18 protein-coding genes are annotated in these 20091 nt (G+C 44.4%); 7 read left to right on the top strand and 11 right to left on the bottom strand.

Translation table 11 applies throughout. The features are described from left to right. Positions 1 to 88: 88 nt before the first annotated feature. Positions 89 to 433 (top strand): zinc ribbon domain-containing protein, encoded by a 345-nt coding sequence (locus SPHMEL_RS07425; protein ID WP_198011718.1) that lies wholly within the window; start codon positions 89 to 91, stop codon positions 431 to 433. Positions 434 to 538: 105 nt separating this feature from the next. On the opposite strand, the gene SPHMEL_RS04130 is transcribed toward SPHMEL_RS07425, so the two are convergent. Then, the gene (locus tag SPHMEL_RS04130; protein WP_012608296.1) at positions 539 to 1771 is read right to left on the bottom strand and encodes a M20 family metallopeptidase; all 1233 of its coding nucleotides are present in this window, start codon (positions 1769 to 1771) and stop codon (positions 539 to 541) included. A 45-nt stretch (positions 1772 to 1816) separates the two neighbouring features. Further along, complete coding sequence (locus SPHMEL_RS04125; RefSeq protein ID WP_012608295.1) at positions 1817 to 2050, bottom strand: ferredoxin; 234 nt, start codon at positions 2048 to 2050, stop codon at positions 1817 to 1819. 99 nt (positions 2051 to 2149) lie between these two features. On the opposite strand from SPHMEL_RS04125, the gene SPHMEL_RS04120 reads away from it, so the two are divergent. Beyond that, positions 2150 to 2935, top strand: a complete 786-nt coding sequence (locus SPHMEL_RS04120) for a cation diffusion facilitator family transporter (protein WP_012608294.1) — start codon at positions 2150 to 2152, stop codon at positions 2933 to 2935. On the opposite strand, the gene SPHMEL_RS04115 is transcribed toward SPHMEL_RS04120, so the two are convergent. From SPHMEL_RS04115 to SPHMEL_RS04100, 5 genes are all read right to left on the bottom strand, one after another. Then, positions 2925 to 3536 (bottom strand): MarC family protein, encoded by a 612-nt coding sequence (locus SPHMEL_RS04115; protein ID WP_012608293.1) that lies wholly within the window; start codon positions 3534 to 3536, stop codon positions 2925 to 2927. The genes SPHMEL_RS04120 and SPHMEL_RS04115 overlap by 11 nt on opposite strands. A gap of 6 nt (positions 3537 to 3542) precedes the next feature. Continuing rightward, on the bottom strand, positions 3543 to 4028 hold the full coding sequence (locus tag SPHMEL_RS07610) for a dihydroorotase (protein WP_269479114.1): 486 nt from the start codon (positions 4026 to 4028) through the stop codon (positions 3543 to 3545). Beyond that, positions 4000 to 4899, bottom strand: coding sequence for a dihydroorotase (locus SPHMEL_RS07605; RefSeq protein WP_269479113.1), 900 nt, complete (start codon positions 4897 to 4899; stop codon positions 4000 to 4002). The genes SPHMEL_RS07610 and SPHMEL_RS07605 overlap by 29 nt, the downstream gene beginning before the upstream one ends. Before the next feature lie 163 nt (positions 4900 to 5062). Next, on the bottom strand, positions 5063 to 7978 hold the full coding sequence (leuS, locus tag SPHMEL_RS04105; RefSeq protein WP_042667466.1) for a leucine--tRNA ligase: 2916 nt from the start codon (positions 7976 to 7978) through the stop codon (positions 5063 to 5065). A gap of 88 nt (positions 7979 to 8066) precedes the next feature. Beyond that, positions 8067 to 9206, bottom strand: coding sequence for an MFS transporter (locus SPHMEL_RS04100; protein WP_042667465.1), 1140 nt, complete (start codon positions 9204 to 9206; stop codon positions 8067 to 8069). 108 nt (positions 9207 to 9314) lie between these two features. On the opposite strand from SPHMEL_RS04100, the gene lysS reads away from it, so the two are divergent. After that, positions 9315 to 10955 (top strand): lysine--tRNA ligase, encoded by a 1641-nt coding sequence (gene lysS / locus SPHMEL_RS04095; protein ID WP_042667464.1) that lies wholly within the window; start codon positions 9315 to 9317, stop codon positions 10953 to 10955. An 87-nt stretch (positions 10956 to 11042) separates the two neighbouring features. On the opposite strand, the gene SPHMEL_RS04090 is transcribed toward lysS, so the two are convergent. The 4 genes from SPHMEL_RS04090 to SPHMEL_RS04075 form a co-directional block, all read right to left on the bottom strand. After that, positions 11043 to 11981: an ABC transporter permease subunit gene (locus SPHMEL_RS04090; RefSeq protein WP_042667463.1), complete on the bottom strand. Its 939-nt coding sequence runs from the start codon at positions 11979 to 11981 to the stop codon at positions 11043 to 11045. Further along, positions 11982 to 13103, bottom strand: coding sequence for an ABC transporter permease (locus SPHMEL_RS04085; RefSeq protein WP_051401003.1), 1122 nt, complete (start codon positions 13101 to 13103; stop codon positions 11982 to 11984). Between the two features lies 1 nt (position 13104). Then, entirely contained in the window at positions 13105 to 14616 is a 1512-nt protein-coding gene (locus SPHMEL_RS04080) for an ABC transporter ATP-binding protein (protein WP_042667462.1), read from the bottom strand. Positions 14617 to 14720: 104 nt separating this feature from the next. Beyond that, positions 14721 to 16106, bottom strand: coding sequence for a BMP family ABC transporter substrate-binding protein (locus SPHMEL_RS04075; RefSeq protein ID WP_042667461.1), 1386 nt, complete (start codon positions 16104 to 16106; stop codon positions 14721 to 14723). Positions 16107 to 16288: 182 nt separating this feature from the next. Between SPHMEL_RS04075 and SPHMEL_RS04070 the strand changes: the two genes are divergently transcribed. From SPHMEL_RS04070 to SPHMEL_RS04055, 4 genes are all read left to right on the top strand, one after another. Beyond that, entirely contained in the window at positions 16289 to 16783 is a 495-nt protein-coding gene (locus tag SPHMEL_RS04070) for a COG2426 family protein (RefSeq protein ID WP_042667460.1), read from the top strand. Between the two features lie 85 nt (positions 16784 to 16868). Continuing rightward, on the top strand, positions 16869 to 17687 hold the full coding sequence (fba, locus tag SPHMEL_RS04065) for a class I fructose-bisphosphate aldolase (protein WP_042667459.1): 819 nt from the start codon (positions 16869 to 16871) through the stop codon (positions 17685 to 17687). A 24-nt stretch (positions 17688 to 17711) separates the two neighbouring features. Further along, positions 17712 to 18638, top strand: coding sequence for a carbohydrate kinase family protein (locus tag SPHMEL_RS04060; RefSeq protein ID WP_042667458.1), 927 nt, complete (start codon positions 17712 to 17714; stop codon positions 18636 to 18638). Positions 18639 to 18760: 122 nt separating this feature from the next. Further along, positions 18761 to 20029, top strand: a complete 1269-nt coding sequence (locus SPHMEL_RS04055; RefSeq protein WP_042667457.1) for a threonine synthase — start codon at positions 18761 to 18763, stop codon at positions 20027 to 20029. Positions 20030 to 20091: the final 62 nt, after the last annotated feature.

Genomic DNA, 20091 nt, shown 5'->3' with positions numbered 1-20091 from the left:
CCTTATCTTAACCTACATTATTCTCACATACTTAATAAAACCAACCATTTCCAGTCCTAGGTTGTTGTATGTTTGCCTAGGACTGATTGTGCCCCGGCCCCGTGCTTCACTGTGGTCACTGACCACTCTATATGGGGGTCATGGGCGTCCTTCAAGCCCAACGGCACAGGGCTCACATCTAGGGTTACCCCGCTCGGACTGGCAGGCTGAGAAACACGGTGTCCCAGTAGTAACTATTGACCCTAGAGGAACGTCAACTAAGTGCCCTGGGTGCGGGGCTAAGCTAAGGGAGAACGGTTATAGAAGACTTAAATGCCCTAGATGTGGTTTCGAAGGGGATAGAGACCACATAGCGATTCTAAACATTGAGAGAAGAACACTAGCTAAGCTCCAGATGGGGGATCTCTGGCCCCATCGACTGCCCTCCAGATAAAAGATGTAGCCCCGAATAGATGCGGGGAACCCCCCGCTCTAAAGGGAACCCCAACCCTTTAGAGCTGGGAGGAGGTCGGCTCGAATCTACTCCCGCTACTCAATTCTAGGTATCAACCTGGATTTTCTCAAATCTCTTAGCAAAGTCGACATATATCTTGCTAACCCTTACTACATCGCTTATCCTAATGTATTCATTGGGTTTATGAGCTAGCCCCACCTCACCTGGTCCGTATGATACGGCTGGTATTCCTTTAATTGTATAGTATCTCAAATCCAGCCCACCAATACATATGGTTTTCCTAGGTTCTCTACCAGTATTCTCCCTTATGATCTCACCGAGTATTTGAGTATACTTGTTATCAGGCGGGGTGAACGCTGACGGCGAGGACTCTACAAGTGTGAATGATGAATCTATATTGAGCTCCCTGCTGACCTGACCAAGTAATTCCTGGATTTCTCCAATCACATCCTCAACCCTCTCCTCAACTATCAACCTCCTATCTATGCTGAAACCCGCTGTTCCAGGCACTATATTTATCGATCCAGGTGCGATCAAGAGTCCACCCGGTGTAATCGTGGGATAGGCTGCTCTTTCATCCTCGTATAGGTAGTTACTCTTCCTGGAGGAAACCCGCTCCCTATATCTCTTAAGGAATTCCTGCGCGAACACAAGCATCTTCTCGAACGCGTTGTCTCCAAGCCACGGTGCTGAGCCGTGAGCCTGCTTACCATGTACCCTTATGATACCCCATACATTTCCTCTATGACCGATATAGATGTTATCTAAGCCGGAGGGTTCAGCTATGATAACATAGTCAGGCCTACTACCAAGCTCGTTAACCAGGTAGCCTGTGCCAGTCCTACCCCCTATCTCTTCATCCGGTACAAGAGCGGCCTCGATAATTACACTTGGCTCTCTTCTCTCCTGTGCAAGAGATATGAGGGCTGTAAGTATAGACGCTATCCCACCCTTCATATCCGTTGTGCCACGCCCATATACTAGATCATCCCTGACAACGGGCTCGAAGGGCGGCGTCTCCCAGCCCTCTCCCGGTGATACTACATCATAATGTCCATTGAATTGAAGTACCTTTTCACCGCTACCTATTCTAGCCAGCAATATGAACCTGGGTTTCTCAGGGTTGAACTCCCTGGGAAGAGTCTTCCTAAGGAATTCATCGGGAACCCTGTGTATTGTCACATGGATACCATATTCCGATAACTGCTCCCGGTAATAGTCAACCATATCCTCATAGGTTTCTCCAAGCACAGTGGGGAACTTGATACTATCAACAAGTATCTTTTTAGCTATCTCATGTATTTGAGAAATAGTCAAGGAGCATCCCCTAAAGATGGGGTTGGATGGTTAGTTTTAAAAAAACTAGGCTTTTTCAACATGTATTATTTGAACAGGACATGCATTAGCTGCATCCTGCGCGCACTGAGCTAGGTCATCTGGGATCAAGCCCACTGCTATATTACCTTTCTCCCTGTATTTCTCGACTATTTGTGACTTATTGTCTTCAGGATTCATCTCGAAGACGTCGGGACATATTGAGACACATACCATGTCAGATATACAGTTTTCCCTTGGTTCAATTCTCACTCTATACATAGCCTAGCACCATCGATATAATAACTCGTCATAGGTTATAAAAATATCGAGTCGTATGGGGTAAGGATTTAGTGCTAGACAGGGCTGGGGGGAACGCTTTTGAACAAGGTAATCGCGATCCTTAGCGCTGGAACCATTGGAAGCATACTGAAAATACTTGGAGGCATACTCTACGGTAGTAATACATTGTTCGTTGATGCCTTAACAAGCATTGCAAACATGATAGCACTACTCGTGGTGATATGGTCAAGAAGGGTGGTCACTATACCGCCCGACTCTGATCATCACTTCGGGCACGAACGCTTCGAGTACATTGGTATACTCGTAATGATTGTGACCTATGGTTTTGTAGCAGGCATCAGCATCACCCGTTTATATTATGTGAGAGAATACAGTGTAGAACTTAATGCATTCTACTTAGCAGTTACAGCCATCCTAGCATACTCTATTGCCATATTCTTATCGAGGAGTGCCCCTCCATCTATTAGGGCATACGGCGCATTCACTATAAGTGAGGTTCTAGAAGGCGTAGTGGGCATTATAGCCAGCCTAGGCGGCGCGCTATACAGCTATCTAATAGATTATGGAGGCGCCGTATTACTCACCTCCTATATTTTCTACGAGATATATGAGGAGGGGCGTAACCTAACATCATTCATGGCTGATGAGGCACCACCGCCAAGCATCTACGAGAAAATAGTGGGAATAGCTGAGTCTGAGGGTTTCTCAATTAAATCCATAAGGCTTAGAACAATAGTGCCCGGTAAGTATCACGGGGACATAGTACTAAGTCCTGGGAGCACCAGGTATGAAAACCTGAAGAATTTAAAGAAAAAACTCGGTGAGAACGGTGTGGATGTATGTATAGAGGTGTCTAGCCCTTAAATAACTCAACGTAATAGCTATACAACCCCTGGACAATCATCTCAACTGCTACACCGGAGATAATCAACGCCATGAATCTACCTATAGCGCGCACAGTAGACATGCTTAAGAGCCTTGTCAATATGTCACTTAGAGCTAGTATAAGGAATGTAACGCTACAAGCTATAACTCCAGCAATTAAAACCACTACCATACCAGTTGTCTCCTGGAGAGACGATGTCAACAAGAGTATGGTTGTTATGGTACCCGGCCCGATGATAAGGGGCGTTGCTATTGGTACGACCGCTATATCGCCTGGATGCATACGCTTAGTTCTAACCTCATCACCGAGCATGTCTAGCGCTATAGTCATCAATATTATGCCTCCTCCAACCCTGAGGCTGGCTATTGAGATGTTGAATGCTTCAAGGATGTAGCGACCTACCAGGGTAAAAAGTATTACCAGTATTAATCCCGCGAAATACGCTTTCTTAACTATCTCAAGCCTCCTACGGCGTTCTAATCCCTCGGTAAGAGACATAAATGTAGGTATAGCCGAGAAAGGATTCATTATAGCTATTAACTGTGTGAAGTAACTTAGCAGTATAATCAAGTAATCCATAATACACTACCTCTTCCTCGGCTTTAACTCGCCAATATATGTTCCAAAGCCTTTTTTACCTATGAGCTCATATTTTTCTATGATTACTTCCCCATTTACTATTAGGTAATATGGATAGCCATACAATTCCATGCCCTCCCATGGGGTCCAATCAACTTTATGATGATGGGTTGAAGCGGTTATTCTCTTAGACTTTCCTGTCTCAAGAATCACTAGGTCAGCATGACTGCCAATCGATAACTCACCCTTTAAGGGGTAGATGCCAAGTATTTTAGCCGGATTCCTTGATGTAACATCTATGAATCTAGCTAGCGAGATACGTCTTTGGAGAATACCATATGTAAATAAGAATGGAATCATTATCTCCAGATTAGGGATACCGGCCCATGCCTCCCATACATTAGCCTCCTTCATGCTTCTAGGTGCTGGAGCGTTATCACTTACATATGCGTCTATAATGCCTTCATCGAGAGCCCTCCATAATGCCTTCATCGAGAGCCCTCCATAATGCATCCCTATCCTCCCTTGTTTTAATCGTGGGGGCTACTTTAAGGTATGCTCCAAACCTCGATGTCTCATCCCTTGTGAAGAATAAGTGGTGAGGCGTTACCTCACTAGTTAAACCAATCTTCTTCCTAAGGACTGCAACAGCCTCAATCCCCTCTCTGCTGGAGAGATGGGCGATATGCACCCTTGCACCTACATCTATGCTTATATAGCCGACTCTATATATTGCTGAAGCCTCGGTGGCGCCTGTCCTACTTAAGTGAAACGCCGCGATGCTGTTCTGCGATAACAGCTTCTTCTCCCAGTATCCTATCAATGACTCGTCTTCAGCATGCACTATTGCGACTCCATTAGCAACAGCCACTTGTTCGAAGGCATCGGGTAACGCTTCATCGCTTATTTTGAATGGTCTACATGTGAAGAACTTGAATGTTTTAACACCATATCGTGCTAACTCGGGTATAGAATTATAGTTCTTCTCATTAATGAAGCCGCCTGTCACACCATAGTTTATATATGAGTTCTTCCTAGCCTCACTCAGCTTCTCCTCAAGGATTTTCCTGTTATCAACAATTGTTCTGAGAGGCATATCAACTATTGTTGTTAAACCACCGAATGCGGCTGCTAGACTACCTGTCTCCCAGTCTTCATTGCTAGTGTAAGCCGGATCATATATATGGGCATGTATGTCTATGCCTCCAGGTATAGTTAATCTCTCTTCAGCGTTGATGACTCTGTCAGCCTGTATCTCTTTCCTACCAATATAAGTGATAACACCGTCCTCAATATATATGTTGCCAACCACTATATCCCCTGATGGTAAAGGGATGCCGGCATTCTTAACGAGTAGCGTCAACAGTTAAACACCACCTAGCTTTCTAATTGTTTTATCCTAATTGTAAAACTATTTAAATACTGAGACCAAGTAGTCAACCACCCAGCTATAAAACACGGGCTTAAGCATTTACATCCTACTTTACGGTCGAGGACCTCCTTAAAGAAAATAGAAGACTGATTGATCAGCGTTGATGGATTAATTCAACATATATTGAGGGCTTAAGGGGCAGCGCCTTCTCTGATTTAGGTATTCTTTTAGCCCTTGCATCATCCTCCCATAGTACCTCTACATCCACATTGAACTTCCTGGAGTAGTATTGCGCCATATACATGTAAGTATTGAATTCAGTGGAGCTCGATATAAGCTTCACCTTCTCATTTGGCTGTTTCTTGAAGTAGTTGTAGACCTCGGCTATCTCGACTTCCCTGCCCTTCAACCCGTATCTACTTCTCATGTAATCCATTATCTCTCTTAGCTGGATGCCATCCAGGGTTTTAACAGCTATCTCTCTCTTCCACTCTGGCGCAACTATAATATATATCTTCCCTGGCACCCCCTTGACTAACCCAAGTATCTCCCTTATATCTTCCTGAAGGGCTAACGCGTTATCGATGGCCGTAGTTATCTCAGGATACCTTGCTTCACGAGAGGTTGGCCACGAGCCTTTGGACAAGAAGCCCTTGCCACCCATTAATTCATTTATCTCCTCTGTTACATGAGGTATCACAGGGTTCACTACTGTGATCCAGTCCCTTAATACTTGTTTAATACTACAGAGATAGCGATCACCCACTATATCACGGTACTTATCGATCAGAGATAATACGTTGAAGAACGCATTCTGCACATATTCCCGTATCTCCATGTGTTCGATATTACTGCTTGCATCACTGATCAACTGATGGAATTTATCCATAAACCATCTTGAGGCAGCATCATCACCCGCGTTATCCCTGCACTCAGCTCCAACAGCGTTTTCAGCGAGCTCTACAAACCTCTTCAATGAATCTATTACAATGGCCACCTCCTTCTCTCTCCAATCCAGCACGCTATCCAATCCGGCTGCCCATGATATGTAAAGGCGGAATAAATCGGCTGAGTATAGTCTAGCGATATCCCTTAAGGGTATTACATTACCCTTGCTCTTCGACATTTTGGCTCCTTCACGTATCACTGTCTCGTTCAGGGTTATCATCCTGGGCCAGTGCTCACGCGGGAATATCACTACGTGGTGAAATATGTAGAAAGAGAGATGATTGCTTATATGCGGTATAGATGTATGCCTATGATCAACCGGGTACCAATACATGAATTCAGACCGCATCTCCTCAAGTACCTTCAACGGCACACTTGTTTTACTAGAGACATCCACAGGGTCCCCTATTCCAAGGAACACGTAGTCGAATAACTCCGGCGTCAGCGACTCTGGTTTAATACCGTATTCACGGATCTTATGCACTATAGTATAGAACGCCATGTATATTGTTGAATCGCTTAGGCTCTCAATAATCCAGTCAGGCGACCATGGTAAAGGTGTGCCAATACCTCTCTTCCTAGCACAGGGTCTTTTATCCAGCCAGTCCACCGTGTCCAGGAAAGCCTTCCTGTATTTCTCAGGGATCACTACTAACTCTTCTTCTATATACTTCTTCACCCTCTCCTTAAAGGCCTTCACACCATAGTTGAGGAACCACTGCCCCCTTATCTTGGCTACTATGATCTCACCGCCCGACCTACACTTTGCCTTTCTATTCAACTCATAGAATATGAATGCCTGGTTAGAGTCGATCAGCCTCTTCCTAATGACCTCCCTGGCTTCTTTAACTGTGAGACCCTTCACCAATGGGTCATCGACGATCATCACTCCATTATAATACTGCTCCCTATATACCTCCTTGCTAACCTCCTCCAGGCGCTCATCTATCTGGCTCTTAATACCTATTTTCTCAACTATTATTTTTGCATGGTGATCACTTAGCCCTGGTACATCAATTATCTTGATAGGTGTGATCGAGTCAATTATCTCAGGGTTTAAGCCATATTCTCTAAGCATGTTTTTATTGGCTTTTAACTCCTGGAGAGCCACGTAGTCGTATGGTGCATCACTTGGCTCACTATAGACTACCCCCGTGGCGTTATCTGGATCAACGAATTCAGCTGGTAGAACAATTACTTCCTTACCAAGCGGTGAGACCACTCTTCTACCAACTAATCCCTTACCTGGTATCTCTCTGAGAACCCTTATCTCCTTCTCAGGATGCTGGTGAACCAGTTTTACATATGCTTTTTCCGATACTATTAACACCTCGTCTCCAAAGGATATCTCAAGGTATTTTGTATTAGGGTTAACCCATAGATTCGTAACACCGTAAATCGTCTCGGGTCTCAGCGTCGCTGCTGCCAGGTACACCTTCCATTCCGGGTCAAGGAATTTCACGGCTGTGTACTCGAGTATCTCAACCGGGTTCACATCAGCGTCCTGTATATCGTCCTCTCCTTCTGGTTGTTTATGGAGGAGGCAGTATGTTACAATGTGATCACCTATCGTAATCAATCCCTTCTCATTGAGTTTATGGTATTGCCACGTGACGAACTTGTTGTATATGGGTTCGCCGGTATGGAATTTCCTCCTCCAGTCGATACTGTATCCAAGGGCATCGAAGTCTGATTGTATCCTCTCAGCGAAGAACACGGCTAGATTCAATGGGTTCTTGAATGATTCAAGTATCTCGTTAACCTTTCCCTCATCGCTGACATAGTATCTTATATACGACTTATACATGTTGACAACGCGTTCATCGCCACGTGCTATCATCTCTGAAACAGCTAGCACTGGTGTACCCGTTATATGAAAGGCCATGGGATAGAGGACATTATATCCCTTCAGCCTCTTATACCTTGCGATAATATCTCCAATAGTATATGTTCTCCCATGTCCTATGTGTAAAGGTGCGTTGCTGTAGGGGTATGGTACGGTTATAAAGTACTTAGGCTTCCCTGGTTCCGGGTTCGCCTCGAAAACCCTGTTCTCCTTCCACCTAGCTTGCCACTTAGCCTCTATACTCCTCAACCACTCTAGAAACTCCCTTTCATTCAATCCTGGACACCGTTCCAAGCCTATTCTAGACTAGAAATAAAGCATATAGTTTGTTTAAAACTCTATGTATCATGTTAACTCTTCCTATCTATATCCTGTAGAATACTATGAGGCTGGAGAACTCTGTGATAACTATGTATGCTGCGAGCAATATTGCGTTCTCCGCTATTAGAATACTCTGAATCACACCTCCAACAAGCATTGCTAACCCCTCTACTAAGCCGTAGAACCCATAAGCAAAAGCCCTTTTTTCAGCCGGTACCAGGTCTGAGACAGCCACCCTGATATTCGTCTCGAAAACTCCCATGGTAAGACCCCATGTAAACGCCATTATTAATGGGTTTCTATCAATAAACACCGTGAACGCTATGCCTGCAGCCATGGATGCCAGTGGGGCTAGGATAGTGCTTTTCATCCCTATTCTATCGTAAAGGAGCCCCGAGGGCACGGCTAGCAAACCGTCTACCAGCATAGCTATACTATAGAGCAGGGCTATGTAGTCCCCCCTTAATCCTATATTTTTAGCGTGGTAGCTGATTATATCCCACGATATAAAGCCTAGGCTGAAGAGGAAGAATCCAGCTGTATACATGTAGTAGCTACGCGTTAAACCCTTGAAGCCTAGCATACTTTTTCTCGTTGAAAGCGAACTGGGCTGTGGATACATAGACCAGGCAATAATAGCTAGCACTACAGCTATGACCCCGGGAACACCAAGCATTAGAAATACTCTGGGATAATCCTGATTACTCGCCACGAGGATCAGTGATGCCAGTAACGGCCCTAATACGGCCCCTGCTTGATCCATGGTTTCATGAACCCCGAATCCAAGCCCCTTACCTATTCCCTCGCTTACCTCAGCTAGTATAACGTCTCTTGCAGGGGCCCTTAGGCCTTTCCCAAACCGCTCTAACACAATAAGTATCAGCACCAGTTCCCACCTATTGGTAAGCGCTAGAAGCGGTACAACGATAACGTTGATCAAATACCCTGTTACAGTAAGCACCCAGAGTATGATTGGCTTTCTAAGGTAATCGCTTAAAACACCACTCAGAAACCTTGATCCATAGCTGACAAGCCAGCCTATATTAATTAAGCCTGCCACTATAATGGGGGCACCAATGATCTCCAGGTAGCTTCCACGTATAGATAACGCCCCCTCATAGGTCATGTCAGCGAAAAGTGATATGAGTCCTAGGAGTACGAATACCACGATCGTCTTTCTCATCACTACCGCCCAATAACATTTTATAATCGTTACAATACACTAATAGAGCTGAAAATACATTAATAAGCCTTTGACACCACTATCCATTTATGGCATGGTGCATTTGAGATGGTTAGACACTGGATCGACGAGCTGGCCGACAACATCTACAACGCATTGACAAAGAGAGGTAAAGAGGTATATGTATTCAATGGTGGGCTCTCAGTCTCAGGACTACAGCATGTTGGAAGACTGCGCGGTGAAATAATAATAGCTGAGACGTTGAGGAAAATACTCAGTGAACGAGGACTCAAGATAAAACAATACCTCACACTCTACACGCAAGATGCTTGGAAGGGAAAGGAGCAACAATTGAAGCAGTTCCCCAATCCAGGTGAGGCAGCAAGGTACAAGGGTAATCCATTAATTAGAGTACCTGATCCAAAGGGGTGCCATGGTAACTGGGTTGAACACTATTGGAGTGATTTTGGGCCATTCATCAACGAGTTCACAGACGGCAATATCGAGGTAATTACAACAACAGACATGTATAAGGACAAGATGAAGCAATTCATAAAGCTAACGCTTGAGAAGCGAGAAGAGGTCAGGAAAACAATCAACAAGTACAGGGGCAGAAAACCATACTCTGAGGGATGGATACCAATCGAGCCAGTATGCGAGAAATGCGGGAGAATAGATACAACAGAGGTTGTAAGGCTAATCGATGAAGACCACGTCGAATATGTCTGCGAGCACTGTGGTTACAAAGGGGTTACAGAGATAAGTAATGGGAAACTAATGTGGAGAATAGAATGGGTTGGCGTATGGTGGACGCTTGGAGTAGACTTCGAACCCTACGGCAAGGATCATGCGATGCCTGGTGGAAGCAGAGATAGCTGTGTAGACCTAGCGGTAAACGTCTATGGGATAAAACCACCGGAGGGGCTACCATACGAGTGGGTGGAGTGGAGGACACCCACAGGGCAAATAGCAGACATGGGAAGCAGTGATTTTCTGGGATTCACACCAAGGGACTGGGTGGAGGTAGCGCATCCACATATATATAGGTTTATCGTGTTGAAGACGCCGCCAATGAAGAAATATGCTGTTGGATTACACGAAGTCCCCCAGTATTATAGCCAGTACTACAAGGCTGAGAGAATATATTACGGGCTAGAGAAAGCAAAGGATGAAGAGGAGGAAGTCATATTAAAGAGGAGCTATGAGCTAAGCTATCCAAAGGGAGCCCCACCAAGGGAACCTCCCGAGCAAATACCCTATACACACCTCGCTGTTCTAGCCCAGATAATACCAAGGGATAAATGGGTTGATGAGGGCTTAAAGAGATTGAAGAACATTGGGTTACTCCCAGCTGAACCAAGTCGCTACGGGGTCCAAAGAGTCCTTGAAACTATTCCAAGGGCTTATATATGGGCAGTTAAATATGGTGGCGAGGCAAACGTATTCACATTGAATACTATTGAAGAGGCCGGCAAGAAGGCTCGGGAAATACCAGGAGAGTATATAGGGCTATTCATACGGTTATATGAGGGGCTCTCAACATTAAGCGAGTGGAGTGAGGAAGCAATTAAGAATACAATGGTTAATATAACGAGCTCACTGGAGAAAAACAAGGTTAACGACTTCTATAAATACTTTTACATGCTGTATATTGGAAAACCAAGTGGACCTAGAGCCGCCCCATTACTCGCTCTAATGGGTAGGGAGCAGGCACTCAGGTACCTCGAAGTATTTAAATACACTAAGTGAGAACCAGACTTAAACCTGGTTTTCAAAATTTAAGTGAATACTAAGAGGAAGGAAAAGAAGAAAAAGCTTTTTGATAAAAGCTATATGCTATACTGTCTTTTCCTCCTTATAGTATACCTTACCCAGGCTCGAAGGCGATGCAAATATTCTCCTCAGCTCGGTGGCACCATATATCACCATTACGCTGAGGGCCCCTATAAACGGTATTAGCTTTGCGACGTCGGCTGATACTTTCAGTATAACCATTATTTCTATACTGTATTCTAGGAGTCCGCCGAAGGCGAATGAGAGAGGTATTAGGTATATGGGGTTTCTTCCACCAGCCAAGGCTATTGTAAACGCGAACCACCCATATCCAAGGATATATGACTTTATATCCCAGTATCTCTGCCATGCCAGTGGATTTAATGCGGCTCCTACACCGATAATGTAGAATCCTAGGATACCTGCCAACAGTCTTGTCTTTAATACGTTGACCCCGAGTGCTGAGGCTGCATGGGGGTTTTCACCACAAGCCTTTATCGATGCACCTAATGGTGTTTTCTCCAAGAAGACGTGTACGAGAACCCCGGCTATAATGGATGCGATGAGCAGTGTGGTATAGGTTATTGCGTCGTATGGCAATGCATAGGGTTCAATGCTTCCGATACTCTGGCGTATAGGATAACCCATCATTATACCTAATCCATATCCAACAAACTGTAGTGAGAGTCCTAGGGCGCCGTGACTGATTGGTAGAGATGTTAGAACCCACGCCATGAACGCGCCAAGCACAGCTGTGAATACACCGGTTAAAAGTATTGCGAGTATCGTTGTAACTGGATAAGTTATACCGAGAAACGTTAATCCATTATATAGTGTTACAGCGAGATAGACGCTGACACCAGTTGAGAAGAAGAAGGCTCCATCGATAGCCAGGTTAAGTATACCGGATTTCTCAACTATACTGTGACCCACCGCAACTAGATACATTGTTGAAAAGGCTGCTATTAAAGGAGCTAAAGCCTCTATAGCCGATCCATCCATCTAGACCACCCTCACCTCATAGTCGCGGAGGAATCTAACTATGGTATACACGGCGAGAATCAGGCCTATAAGTAACAGGGTTTGCTCTAGTCCGCCTAATCCACCAACCTGGAGATTTATGCCGGCTGTCCTGAGTGAGGCGACAATGTATGCTGAGACGGGTATTAATTTATAATCAAGCATGGATAACCACGCAACCAGTATTGCTAAATAACCATATCCAGCTGTTTGTCCCTCTATAGGGTACGATAGCCTCAGTAGATCGCTCAGTGTATAGAATGCCGAGGTGAAGCCAACTATAGCGCCTGATATAGTTAAAGCTAAGACTAGTGTGAGACGTGTATTCACCCCCACGCTTCTTAAGTAGTCCGGGTTTGAGCCAAGTATCCTTATTCTAAGCCCTATTTGAGTCTTGTTTAATAGGTACCATACAGTAAACATTATAATTATCATTGCTACCAGCCATGGAAGATAATATATTACCTCATAAATGAATCCCAGGAATGTATCCACTGCAGGATTACCCGTGAGCCTTCTCTCTAAACCGGTAACATATAGCCTATATATGCTGGGTATTTCATCAGTCCTATTATAACCATATACACGTGTACCTTTAAGGGGGCCTATCACCAGGATATTTACTACGTAGTATGCTATATAGTTCAATATCAGGGTCACCGGTACCTCGTCTATTTCAAGGTATGCCCTAATGAAGCCGGCTATTGATGCCCAGGCAGCACCAGTGATCGTTGAAACAATGATTATAAGCAGTATTATTGTGACAGCGTGTAGCTGTGAGGGGGGATTAGGCATTACATGCAGGGTCAGTACTATTACCGGTATTGTTGATATGAAGAGCTGCCCCTCAGCTCCAATATTCCATAATGCACCCTTAAATGACACGAGTAATGCGTATCCAAGCATTGTTAGGATAATGAAGTCTTTCACAATAGATGGGGACACGAACGAGATCAGTAATGTACCTAATACTTCAACAGGACTCCTTCCCTGTATAGCTAAAATAGTTGTGAATAACGCCACACCTATCGTTAGCGAGAGCAATATTATTAGTATGGTTCCATATTTCAGAGGCGTCTTCCGCCTCACTATAAGTATCCGCATGCTACATCACCATTAAGTGTTCTATTTCGCTTCTTTTAACTGTTTCAGCATTAAATGGACCGTAGACTTTCCCAGAGTTCATCACGTATATGGTGTCACTTAACTGGAAGATCTCATCGAGGTCTTCACTAGCGAGCAACACCCCTATTCTTCCATTCACAGCCTTATCCTTAATGATTCTACGCACCATTACAGCTGTAACCTCGTCGAGGGCTCTTGTAGGATTATAAGCTATCAACGCAGTCTTACTGTATTCTAGTTCCCGCCCCACAATCACCTTCATTATATTACCTCCAGAGAGTACCTTGACAGGTGTTTCCTCATTCCTCGCTAGAACCTGGTATTTCTTCATTACTCTAACCGATATCTCCCTTGCCTCATCCCATCTAATTATAGCTCTATCTTTCTGAAATAATACGGCAATGTTTTCAAGGATAGTGTTATCTGAGGAGACGCCATGACGTAGGGGTATATCTGGTATGTATCCGACCCCAAGCTGTCTAACTAGGCCTACGCCCTTATTAGTTACATCATTGCCGATGATAGTTATTCTTCCTTTATTGACCCTGATTAATCCTATGACCGCCTGTAGTAGTTCTTTTTGACCACTACCTGCTACGCCGGCAATGCCTACCACCTCTCCTTTCCTAACAAGTATTCTTGCATTATCCACGATTCTCCTACCATACTCGTCTACTACCACGAGGTCCTCTATGCTTATACAGTTCTCATTAAGCGGTGCAACCGATGCCAGTCTTTCATACGTTATTTTCCCAGCGTCCTCCCTGAACATTAGCTCGCGGATTTTCTCTATACTCGCCTCTTCACGTCTCAGGATGCCTGAGAGCTTGCCACGCCTCAGCACTATTATTCTATCAGCTATCTCCATGGCCTCCGTGATCTTATGCGTTATAATTAAGCTGGAACCCCCATTCTTCTTAAACGTGTCTAGAACCGTGTAGAATCTCCGTCTCTCTTCTAGGGGCAAGTATGTTAAGGCTTCATCCAGGATTACCAGTTTAGCGTTTAAAAGGAAGGCCCTCAGTATTTCAATCATTTGCTTCTGCGTATACGTCAGTTTCCACACCATGGTATCTGGGTCTATTTTCATCCCAAGTTTCCCACTTATCTCTCCGATTACTTTATCCACCCTGGAAGTCCTAGCTAGTTTACCGAAGCCGAGAATGCTTAATCCTATTACAAGGTTCTCCCTTATACTTAACCTATCTATGAGCTGCGGTATCTGTGAAACCATTACAATACCTTGTTTTATAGCGTCTACTGGATTGTAGAATACAGTCTTTCTACCATCAATAAAGATCTCGCCTTCATCAGGGAAGTATATTCCATATAGTATCTTCACCATTGTCGATTTCCCCGCACCGTTCTCCCCTAACAATGCTACTATTTCACCCCTGTAGATATCGAAACTCACATTATCCAATGCTATTATCCCACCAGGGAAGGACTTTGATATGTTTCTCACAGATACTAGTGGTTTATTTTCGCCCACTTTATAGGACACCCTATTATTTACTCGTCTTATTGGTATAAATGATAAGGAGGAGAGGGATTAAAAAACGTGTTGTGTTTAAATAATATTAGATATTAACCCGATTAGTGTTTAATGACCCATGATACTAGGTAATCCATGTTCCATAAATCATCGTGTCCAGCAATATATCCCTGTGGGAATGATATTTGTGCACCCTGTGACATACCTTTACAATACGTAGATGTGGCCTTATCGGGTGTGTATAGACAGTATGCTGTGAATGGCCCTGTGAACGGGTCGAATACCGGTGCTATCGGGTATGGTTTAGTACCTATCCTACCACCCCAGTCAATGGTTATAGAGGATAGGTTTTCATATACATGTGTTAAGGCTGTTTCCTCCAATGGTACTATTGTGAAGGCACCTTTCATCTGCCAGTATCTCCTCATAACTAGATCGTATACGCTGAGATTTTCACCAGTTAACTTATCTTTCACCTGTATGCTCTTTAAGATATCGATGTACTTTGGATTTATCATTACTATACTGCCATCAGGAGCGATATCGGCGCCTAGATCCACCGCGCCAGAGCTCAACAGATACCAGTAGTCAACCTTATCCAAGTTATCCGGCCTATATATCCCAGCCTTTATCTTGGCTAGTATGTCAGCATATATTATTTCCCACCTAACGATCTGACCACTCACAACATAGTTGGGCCCGTACTTCAACATGGGGCCGTAGTGACTGAAGACGTATACACCATTTGCCTCACCATACTCTACAATAGCCGTAGAGTCCTCTGTGAATGCAAGTACATCCACATTGTACTGCGTCTTCAACGTGTCCGCAGCCTGCCTAGCCTTTGTAGGATCATACCATGCACCTATCTCTATCACATGCACTTTGATATCCTTACCCAGTGCATCACCTACTTCCTTGGCACCTATAGCAAACGCGTTTAGGTGTCTCACAACCTCAGGTATTAAATACGCCGCGACATAACCTACCTGGCCTGTTCTAGTAAGGGCGCCTGCCATTAATCCATTTAAGTAGTAGACCTGATATAGGTCTGCGAAGTAGGTACCTACATTGGGGGCCCTCTTATACCCGGAGCAGTGGAAGAACATTACATTCGGATACTTCTTAGCGGCTTCGATGGTCTTATCCATGAATTCGAAGGATGTCGTGAAGATCACCGTGTACCCGTTGGCAACTAATCTATCTATTGTTCCAAGCAACTGATCCTCTGAAACGGATTCAACATATGTTGTCTCAAGCCAACCACTGTATAATGTCTCTACGTATTTCCTGCCTATGTCATGCATGTAGGACCATCCAGCATCTCCAACCGGTCCAACATAGATCCATGCAGCCTTTATCCTATCTGGTGGTGTATATTGTTTTTGAACCTGTGCTGGAGCCGTGGATTGCCCTATGAAGAATCCTGCTGCACCAGCTATTATTATTAGGATTACGAAGACCGCGATCAGGATATTTGTCTTCATAGTATCCCCTTACCTTATACATATATTACTCGTAGATACTAGTATATAAAAATTTCTGTTATATAAAATTTATGTAATAAATTCTCCCACTTGGAAGGGTTATTTATGTGAAAGTTGGTAGATAAGCTAATAAATGTTCAATTAATTAATTAATCATACCATAGTACGTGAGGCATGCTTCAATGAATCCAACCATAGTATTCTGGACAATAATACTAGGCTTAGCCCCTGTGAGCGAGGTACGTGGCGCCATACCGTTTTTCTTGGTGGCCTCCAAGGGAGATATCTACTCGCTAGTATATGGTTTTCTAATAGCTACTCTATCAAACATGTGTATTCCATTCATAGCATTCCCATTGTTCGACCTACTTGATAACCTGGTTAAAAAACCGTGGATACCCTTACTTGTTAAGAGGGCATACGGGTACTTGAGGAAACTTGGGGAAAGGAAAGCCCTCAGCATTAAGAGGAGCTCCTATATTGCACTAATGGTTTTCGTTGCTATACCGCTTCCAGTAACAGGTGCTTGGACAGGTAGTTTAGTGGCATATATACTTGGGCTTGATAGAAGAAGATCCATTATAGCCATTAACACCGGTGTCCTAGTGGCCTCAGTAATAGTCTTTGCAGCCGCCTATCTAGGGATTGAATTATTAAGGCGGATCTTCATGCTTTAAATAACTATATAAATCATATACGTAAATAGGGAGAACAATATTATTAACTCCTTTAAATAATTGTAGTTAGATAAGGAGGTGAACAATGATGAGTTATAGTATAGCTGGGAAGGAGCTCAGACTTAAGAGATTGCTACCTAGTGGAAGAGGAGTAGTATTCGCATTCGACCACGGTGTTGAACACGGGCCCAGCGACTTTCCCCGTGAATACATCAATCCAAGGACAATAATAGGTAAAATCATTGAGGCAGGTGTGGATGCTGTAATGATGCTCCCGGCAACAGCGTTCATGACTAGGGATCTATGGATTGGGAAAACCAGTCTAATAGTCAAGATAACCAGTAAAACCAATCTAAGGCCGGAGAATGAGAGACTACTTCAAAGTATTTTTGGATACGTGGAAGACGCTGTGGCACTAGGAGCTGAAGCAGTTGCCGCCACAGTGTACTGGGGCAGTCAATACGAGGACGCCATGCTGAGGCAATGGTTCGAAGTAAAGAGGCTTGCCGAGAAATACGGCTACCCCAGTCTCCAGCTGTCTTATCCAAGGGGGCCAGCGATAAAGAACATGTATGATGTTGAAATAGTCAAATACGGTGTGAGAGCTGCTATCGAGAGCGGGGCAGACTTAATCAAGACGTACTACACGGGTAGCCTGGAGTCATTTAGAGAAGTAGTTGAGGCTGCATCAGGTATACCAGTATTAATGAGCGGTGGAGCTGTCAGGGAGAGATTCATAGACTTCCTCAGAGATGTTGAAAACGTTATAAGAGCCGGTGGTAGAGGAGTAGTAGTTGGAAGAAACGTTTTCAGGCATAAGAACCCAGGCGGTGCCATAAGAGCGATAATGAAGGTCGTACACGAGGAAATGCCGCCCGAAGAAGCTATCAAATACGCTGAGTAAGGGAGTATAGAAACATGGTGGTTCATGGTGAATAAAAGTATTGATGTAGTGACAGTAGGACACGCACTAGTCGACATACGGATAGTTGTGAACGAGTTCCCAACGATAGACTTGGAGAGCAAGGTGTTAAATCAGTCATGGGGTTCCGGAGGCTCGGCGGTAAATGTGGCTATAGGTGTGAGAAGGCTGGGCATGAAGTCCTCCCTGATAGCTAGGGTAGGCTTCGACAGCTTCGGTAGGATAATCGTCGATGAATTACTCAGGGAGGGAGTCGACATAAGTGGGCTTAGAATAGGTTTCACGCAGACAGGCTTTACTATAGTCGCTATAAATAATAGAGGGGAAATCATGATGTACGGGTATAAGGGGGCAGCGGAAGAACTAGTGCCAGACGACATCAGTGAATATGCTATATCAAGAGCTAGATGGATGCATATAGCTAGCCTTAGGCTAGATACCACCATAAGGGCTATTGAGCTAGCTAGGAAACATGGTCTAACAATTTCATGGGATCCTGGCAGGGTACTCGCTTCACAGGGACTTAGCAACTTAAAGGATGTAGTGGCTAATGTAGACTACATCATGCTTAACGAGAAGGAGGCGAGATTAATGACGGGAATAGACGACTATAGAGAAGCTGCTAAGGTGATAGCTAATGAAACCAGTGCAGTAATATTATTGAAGAGGGGGAGTAAAGGAGTATATGTCCTCTCAAAAGAATACACTGGTGAAATACCTGCTTATCTCGTGGAAAACGTTATAGACACCACCGGTGCAGGTGATGCTTTTGCTTCTGGCTTCATAACAGGAATACTACGTGGATACATGTTAAGAAAAGCCGTTCAATATGGTAACGCTGTCGCCGCATTGAAGATAAAGAAACTGGGATCGCACCAAGTCCCTCAGCATGATGAAGCAGTAGAGTTCATATGGGAGAGAGAGCAGGGTTAACACTACTATTGATTCTAAGATACTGGTACCATATTAGTTTTCCTATTAACGTGTTCATCAAGTAATGCTTAATATGGAGAACACTTCAATATCTTAGTTCAAGAACCCGGGGTGTAAAGATATTGTATGTAAGAGAATTGAAGTGTAGTAGGTGTGGTAGAAGACTACTTCTAAGCGAGAAACCATTGACATGCCCCAGCAAGGATCTGGGTAGGCTAGATATAGTGTATGACTATGAAGCGATAGCTGAGAGCATTAATAGAGATATTCTCTCACAAAGATCATTCAACATGTGGAGATACATGGAATTCCTCCCAGTGCCAAGCAGAGACTATATTGTCTCACTTGGTGAAGGGGGTACCCCCCTACTAAAGGCGAGGAGACTTGGAGAGAAGTTGGGCCTGAGAAACCTGTATCTTAAGGATGAAACAAGGAACCCAACTGGGAGCTTTAAGGATAGAGCAATGAGCGTGTCTGTGTCCATGGCCGTGTACTTCGGCTTCAAGAAGGCAGTGATCGCTAGCAGTGGTAATGCAGCCGCATCTCTAGCAGCCTATGGGGCTAAAGCCGGTATAGAAGTCTATGCATTTGTCCCTGATTTCGCTGGCTATGGTAAAATAGCCCAGTTACTCTATTATGGAGCCAAAGTATTTAAGGTTAGATGGAGTGAAGCAGAGGATCCCACGGTTAAAATGATGCGTATCCTCTATGAGGAACACGGCTTCTATCCGAGTCCAAGCTTCGGCGTCTTCAACCCATACCAGGTGGAGGGACCTAAGACCATCTCTATGGAAATAGTAGAGCAATTGAAATGGATGGTTCCGGATCAAGTTTTTGTACCAACCGGTGCAGCCAGCCTATTAACCGGGGTCTTCAACGGGTTCAGGGACTTCAATATGGTTGGATGGATAAACCGGTATCCTAAGCTAGTAGCTGTACAGCCCGAGGGAAATCACCCCTTTGTAAGGGCTTGGAGAGAAAGGGTTGATCCGATGAATATACGTCCCTGGGAGAAGCCGCCGGATACAATAGCTACCGGGCTAGAAGACACTTATCCATGGGATGGCGATGCCGGATTAAAGGCCTTATACACCACCAATGGTTACGGTGTAGTTGTAAGCGATAAGGAAATACTGGATTCAATGAAGATGCTGGCTAGTCTTGAAGGCGTATTCGCTGAGCCAAGTGGTGCAGCCGGTTTAGCCGGCCTAATAAAGGCTATTGAGGAGAAACAGGTGGATAGGGATGAAGTAATCGTGGTACTAGTCACAGGACACGGCCTAAAGGATCCTGATATAATTAGGAAAACAGCCGGGGAACCCCCATTAATAAACCCAAATGTTGAGGAATTCAGGAAGGCTGCCCGCAAATTCTATGGTGTTTTAGCCTAGTCTTAATCAAATAAGGTTTTTCACTCCCTATCCTAAATATTATTGCCTTGAGTGTGTCATCC

This window comes from Desulfurococcus amylolyticus Z-533, assembly GCF_000513855.1.
Taxonomy (GTDB): Archaea; Thermoproteota; Thermoprotei_A; order Sulfolobales; family Desulfurococcaceae; genus Desulfurococcus; species Desulfurococcus amylolyticus.
The sequence above is the reverse complement of the archived record's forward strand: the minus strand, read 5'-3'. Positions and strand labels throughout refer to the sequence as shown.

Coding starts and splice junctions, on each gene's coding strand:
- SPHMEL_RS04125 (WP_012608295.1), bottom strand. CDS start 2,050: ATGTATAGAGTGAGAATTGAACCAAGGGAAAACTGTATATCTGACATG.
- SPHMEL_RS04115 (WP_012608293.1), bottom strand. CDS start 3,536: ATGGATTACTTGATTATACTGCTAAGTTACTTCACACAGTTAATAGCT.
- SPHMEL_RS07610 (WP_269479114.1), bottom strand. CDS start 4,028: ATGAAGGCATTATGGAGGGCTCTCGATGAAGGCATTATAGACGCATAT.
- SPHMEL_RS04100 (WP_042667465.1), bottom strand. CDS start 9,206: ATGAGAAAGACGATCGTGGTATTCGTACTCCTAGGACTCATATCACTT.
- lysS (WP_042667464.1), top strand. CDS start 9,315: ATGGTTAGACACTGGATCGACGAGCTGGCCGACAACATCTACAACGCA.
- SPHMEL_RS04090 (WP_042667463.1), bottom strand. CDS start 11,981: ATGGATGGATCGGCTATAGAGGCTTTAGCTCCTTTAATAGCAGCCTTT.
- SPHMEL_RS04085 (WP_051401003.1), bottom strand. CDS start 13,103: ATGCGGATACTTATAGTGAGGCGGAAGACGCCTCTGAAATATGGAACC.
- SPHMEL_RS04075 (WP_042667461.1), bottom strand. CDS start 16,106: ATGAAGACAAATATCCTGATCGCGGTCTTCGTAATCCTAATAATAATA.
- SPHMEL_RS04070 (WP_042667460.1), top strand. CDS start 16,289: ATGAATCCAACCATAGTATTCTGGACAATAATACTAGGCTTAGCCCCT.
- fba (WP_042667459.1), top strand. CDS start 16,869: ATGATGAGTTATAGTATAGCTGGGAAGGAGCTCAGACTTAAGAGATTG.
- SPHMEL_RS04060 (WP_042667458.1), top strand. CDS start 17,712: ATGGTGAATAAAAGTATTGATGTAGTGACAGTAGGACACGCACTAGTC.